This window comes from Saccharothrix longispora (genome assembly GCF_030852425.1).
Taxonomy (GTDB): Bacteria; Actinomycetota; Actinomycetes; order Mycobacteriales; family Pseudonocardiaceae; genus Actinosynnema; species Actinosynnema longispora.
The window spans coordinates 1-596 of sequence record NZ_NSDM01000054.1; the positions used below are offsets into that span (position 1 = coordinate 1).

At 67.3% G+C, this 596-nt stretch carries 1 protein-coding gene; it reads right to left on the minus strand.

Annotated features, from left to right (window positions below; all coding sequences use genetic code 11):
• A partial coding sequence (locus tag CKY47_RS36790; protein WP_306751003.1) for a hypothetical protein occupies positions 1-596 on the minus strand: 596 nt, incomplete at both ends.

Genomic DNA, 596 nt, shown 5'->3' on the forward strand with positions numbered 1-596 from the left:
CCCTCGTGCGCGGAGAAGTCCGAGGAGCGGAACCGCCTGCCCTGCCACTTCGAGCGCAGCGTGCCCGCCAGCGACAACGCGCTCTTCACCCCCGTGTTCAGCCCCCGCCCGGGCCAGAAGTGCAGCGAGTTCGCCGCGTCGCCGATCAGGAACCCGAACGTCGACGGACCCAACTGCGCGGTGAACCGCGCGTTCTGCGTCATCGACAGGTTGAACATCGTGATCCCCAGGATGTCCCGCGGACCCGCCCCGAACAGCTTCGCCCCGTCCAGGACACGCGGCCACAAAAACGACAACCGGTCCACCGACGGCTTGAAGATCGCCCGGTGCCGGTCGCACACGAACCGGTCACCACGCGGCAGCATCATGCACCGGTACGTGCGGATGCAGTCCACCGGCGCGTTCTCCCCGATCGCGACGATCTCCGACGCCTCCTCGGCGGTCAACCGCATGTTGATGAACCCGCCGCCCAACGAGTTGAACAGGTACCGGTTCTGCCCCACCGTCAACGGCACCGTGTGCTCGTCCGGGAAGTTCCCCCGCACCCGGATGCCCAGCACCGTCTCCACCAACTGCTCGCCCTCGACCGAGTAGAA